Origin of the sequence: Weissella sp. DD23, assembly GCF_001579105.1 — a bacterium.
GTDB lineage: Bacteria > Bacillota > Bacilli > Lactobacillales > Lactobacillaceae > Weissella > Weissella cibaria.
In genome coordinates, this window is the sequence record NZ_KQ970399.1 from 11,169 (window position 1) to 15,242 (window position 4,074).

Genomic DNA, 4,074 nt, shown 5'->3' on the forward strand with positions numbered 1-4,074 from the left:
CGTAACGGGCCCCTGACTGCAATGCAGTTAATATCATCATATCTGTTACAGCCCGTGTCTGAATTGGCTTAGACTGAATATAATCAGCCAAAGCTTTCATGTCAGGCTCTTCAAGAAATTTTAAATCCGTATCTTTCGAATCTAAACCGGTCACACGAGTGTTATAAGTGAAGTCTTTGCTTATGTAACCGTCAGCAATGGCCGCTACGGCAACTTGCTTAATCAACATCTTCATTTTTCGAGCAGTAGTTAATGCGTGTGTTTCACCAAAATCATTTAGAAATTGCTGAAATTTAACTCGATTTAATCGTTCTAATCTTGTTGTCGGAAAATATTCTCGAATGGTGGAACTGACATATTGGTACCATTTGATTGTTGCTTTGGAGACTGTTGGCGATTTGAATGTGTTAAACCAATTATCGTAGAAGTCACCAAACAAAAGTTTTGAATTTAAAACGATTGTATCGTTCTGCTTTGCTATCTCCATTTCGCTTGCCCAACCCGTGGCCTGAGCTTTGGTTTTAAAACCAGATTTTGTTTTGCGCCTGCGCTGCCCGTTTTTCATGACGAACACGTTTGCTGTCCACGTATTGCCACGTTTGTAGATACTTGACATTAGGATAAACCTAACCTTTCTATAAAAATAAAGGGTAGTTTAACGACATACCCAGGTCGTGGGTGATATAATAACTAACTGTTAACAATAAATATGTATCGTTTATTGTCAGACATTTTGATTTGCTGCGTCATCCTTAGGGGTGGCGCTTTTTATGTAATCAACCGTTTTTTAGACTTTTTCATTATATTTTCTTAGAATAAATATTCATCAAAAACAAATAGTAAATGTACAAATGAAAACCTGTGCAAACAGGTGCAAACACAAGAAGAACTCTGACTTGAAATTATTCACTATTAATGCAATAATTGCATTAACAGATAACTTGTGAAGGAAATACACTGGGTCCCAAAATGGGGTAGGCATTAGCTGAGCATTCCTATGTGCCTGGGGTTATCTTTTTATTTTGACTTTTGAAGGCTCTCGACAATTGTGTCGGGGTCTTTTTTAATTTCGTCCACGATAAATTCGACGAACTGTTGTGAATATGTCCAAGGTCCGCCAGCCACGTTAGTTTTGTGGTTGTATGCGAATTGTCCGTCACTTTTAACGTTGTAAAACTTAATAAACAAGTCGAGTGTATAGGTTGAGAATGGACGAGAAATACTTTGAGCATTGACGTATTCAAAATCAATATTTAACGCTTTTAGACGATAGTTTACAGCCTCCACGACTTGATGGTGAGAATATTTGTGCGTGATAGCTGGATCTTTAAGTTCTCTAACAATTTTTACCGGTGAACTTCCAGAAGAATCAACCTTAACCAAAAAGTCGGCATCTTCTTTCTTCTTGACCATAAATAAATTGTGGCGAACATCAATCGCAAACTTATCAGAGTGATTATGATCTAGCGCCAAATCCAAATCATTACTTTGTAGAATCAACTTTTCTGCAATTTCTGGGGGATACTTGATTTTAATCTGCTCATTTGTCAACGGTTCGTAGGTTGCAGATAATGTTAGGAAGTTCTGAGCAATAAACTCGGTGACGTCCTTATCGTGGAATCGTTTAAGTTCGTTGGTGAAGTTCAATACAGCAGCCTGAAAAAGGGGCGCATATTTTGCTTCGTAATCCTCAGTGATGAAGTGCGTACTGATGTTGCGAAGTTCAATTATCTTTTCCAAATTAATACGAAGGGGCTGACGCTTATCTGTATAAATGGTACGAATTACGTTTTCAACACTCAATGAACGATCCGGTTTATCGTTGAAATAAATGCTCTTACCGTCCTTAAGTAATTTTGCTTTCAGCATCAACTCCCATGCGTTGATAATAAAGAATGAAAAACCTTCAATTCGGTACTTGATGGTCGGCTTGTTGTATATTTCAAGCCCCATAATAAACGCCTCAATACTTTTATCGACAAGGCGATCAGCAAGGGTATCTGTGGTCATCATAATTCCTTCCACGCCACCTTCGAGTGGCTTTTATTTTTAAGTTTTCAACGAATCTCAATGTAGGACATACATAGATTTATGCTTGGTTGTTGTGGTAATCACGGAGAAACTCCATAAATTCATACCCCAATGGCGTCACACGCGCTCTGAAAGTCGGTGTGACGTCCTTCATTTGAGTGGCAACTATTCTGTCTGCCTCGAATTCCACCAAACCAAACGATTCTAATATTCTGTCTGATCCAGCATATGCATCGGTAGTAGACATTTTATTTGTTAGGACGTCTAAAATGTCTTCACTAAGTTCAACGTCTTTCGATTGTAATCGGTGGATGGCCACAACAGGCATTCTCAATAAAATGTCGAGAAATAATTCGCTCTTATCAAGCTGTAGTGTTTCAATGGATAACGGTATGTTTATGAACGCATTAATTAAATAAGAGCGCTTAGAAGTTGAACGAGCAAATTGGGCTTCATCCAAAAGTGTTTCAAGTAAATCTTTTACTTGATTGAAATCATCTTGTGATTTGAAGAGTGTTACCTCCAATTCTTTGACCTTGTCAGCCGTGTCAACAAGCAAACTGGTTACTCGCTCTTGACGAACGCTTCCCGGAATACCGTCGTATATTTCCTGCAACCAAGTGCCAATTATTGGGATTTGACCCATTGCTGCGATAGCAAAGCGGTTTGCTATAATTTCAGGGAGTTTAGCAGTTTCTCTAAGGTCATCGTAATTTTTCATGAGTGACTCCTTATTAGAATTGATGTTATGTATCCCGCCAACCAAGCGGGGGCAAAGATTAGCCAAGCAATTCAGCCTTCTTACGATCGAAATCATCTTGTGTGATGATGCCGTCATCAAGTAGTGACTTAAGTTCACGTAAATCGGCCAAGTTGCTATTTGAGGATGCCTTTGTTTCAGGTTGTGTGTTCTTGGCATCCATGCGTTCCTTTAGAGTAGGGTAGTTATTAATTGCAGAGTGAACGTTTGGCAAATCGTTTTTCACCCATTTTGCAATAGCTAGGAATGTATACATGATATGTTCAGTTGATTTTCCGTCAGCTGAATTAATTACCAGTTTTTCGCCGTTAAACATGAGACGCCCATTGATGAACTTTGACTTCTTATAAGAAATCACGCCCAGATCAGAAAGTGGAATGAATTTGTCATTATCGGTAAATTGATTCACCATGTTAATTCCCATGAACAGCAATCCATCTTCTTCAAAACTAATTACGTATATTTTGTTTAGTAATGCGTTCCAACCACCAATCAAATATTCAAGCTTATTGCTTGTTTCGACATAAGCTAGGCGTGATGTGTCGCCAGAATAACCAAGACTGACTTTCTTTGCAGCAATATCTTCTAGTTTTAAGGCACTTGCCATTTACCCAATTCTCCTTAAGCTTTTAACGTCAATCCTGTCTGGACGTTGTGTCACGCGTGACGTACGGACTCTTCTACAATTGCTTCAAAATCACTAGGTAAGTTAAACCAATTCATAAAGTCGTAGTAATTGCGATTTTCTAAGGGGATGTCTTCATAGATGATTTTAGCTAGTCGCCAAACCATTCCGCGGTTAGCGATACGTTCAGCGCTGTTTTTAAACCCGATACTGAAGGTGTAGCTTCTTGCTGAACCGTCGCCATCTAGAACGTGTGATAGCTCATGAGCTTTACGAGCAACAACCGGTATTCCAGTAGCTGATAATGCATTGATCACTATCAGGGGGTGTTTACCTTCTCTAATGAAAACAATGTCGGGATCGTACGGCTCAAGTTCCTCATAAACCATTCCGATACCAGCAGCGTTAATTTGCGTGTCAATTCGTTCTTCTAATTCTGAAAAATCCATAAGCACTAGTCCTCGTCACCATCTACAATTTTCAAGATGTCGAGGATTTTTCTTTTGGCCTTGTCGGAAAGTTCCTTACCTTGGAATTCCATGACAACGCCTTGTTTGCGGAGTGCTTCGTCTAAGTTGATGTGTTCCACCTTCTCACCATCAACATGCCGTTCAACCAAATCCGCCTTTGAAACACCGAAATAATCGGCCATAGCTTC

The 4,074-nt window shown here is 39.3% G+C and carries 5 protein-coding genes and 1 pseudogene; all 6 read right to left on the reverse strand.

What is annotated here, in order from left to right:
- On the reverse strand, nt 1-565 hold a 565-nt coding region (locus WEIDD23_RS10770), incomplete at its 3' end, for an Arm DNA-binding domain-containing protein (RefSeq protein ID WP_197458887.1).
- 452 nt (nt 566-1,017) lie between these two features.
- Complete coding sequence (locus WEIDD23_RS10775; RefSeq protein ID WP_242865516.1) at nt 1,018-2,013, reverse strand: DUF3644 domain-containing protein; 996 nt, start codon at nt 2,011-2,013, stop codon at nt 1,018-1,020.
- A 76-nt stretch (nt 2,014-2,089) separates the two neighbouring features.
- Complete coding sequence (locus WEIDD23_RS10780; RefSeq protein WP_062358982.1) at nt 2,090-2,752, reverse strand: hypothetical protein; 663 nt, start codon at nt 2,750-2,752, stop codon at nt 2,090-2,092.
- Nucleotides 2,753-2,810: 58 nt separating this feature from the next.
- Nucleotides 2,811-3,398, reverse strand: a complete 588-nt coding sequence (locus WEIDD23_RS10785; protein WP_062358983.1) for an SHOCT domain-containing protein — start codon at nt 3,396-3,398, stop codon at nt 2,811-2,813.
- Nucleotides 3,399-3,448: 50 nt separating this feature from the next.
- The gene (locus WEIDD23_RS10790; RefSeq protein ID WP_062358984.1) at nt 3,449-3,865 is read right to left on the reverse strand and encodes a hypothetical protein; all 417 of its coding nucleotides are present in this window, start codon (nt 3,863-3,865) and stop codon (nt 3,449-3,451) included.
- 5 nt (nt 3,866-3,870) lie between these two features.
- A pseudogene (locus tag WEIDD23_RS10795) lies at nt 3,871-4,074 on the reverse strand (hypothetical protein); the annotation flags it as partial.

Bases quoted from the DNA above. Each gene is read 5' to 3' on its own strand.
- WEIDD23_RS10775 (WP_242865516.1), bottom strand. From the start codon at position 2,013: ATGATGACCACAGATACCCTTGCTGATCGCCTTGTCGATAAAAGTATT.
- WEIDD23_RS10780 (WP_062358982.1), bottom strand. From the start codon at position 2,752: ATGAAAAATTACGATGACCTTAGAGAAACTGCTAAACTCCCTGAAATT.
- WEIDD23_RS10785 (WP_062358983.1), bottom strand. From the start codon at position 3,398: ATGGCAAGTGCCTTAAAACTAGAAGATATTGCTGCAAAGAAAGTCAGT.
- WEIDD23_RS10790 (WP_062358984.1), bottom strand. From the start codon at position 3,865: ATGGATTTTTCAGAATTAGAAGAACGAATTGACACGCAAATTAACGCT.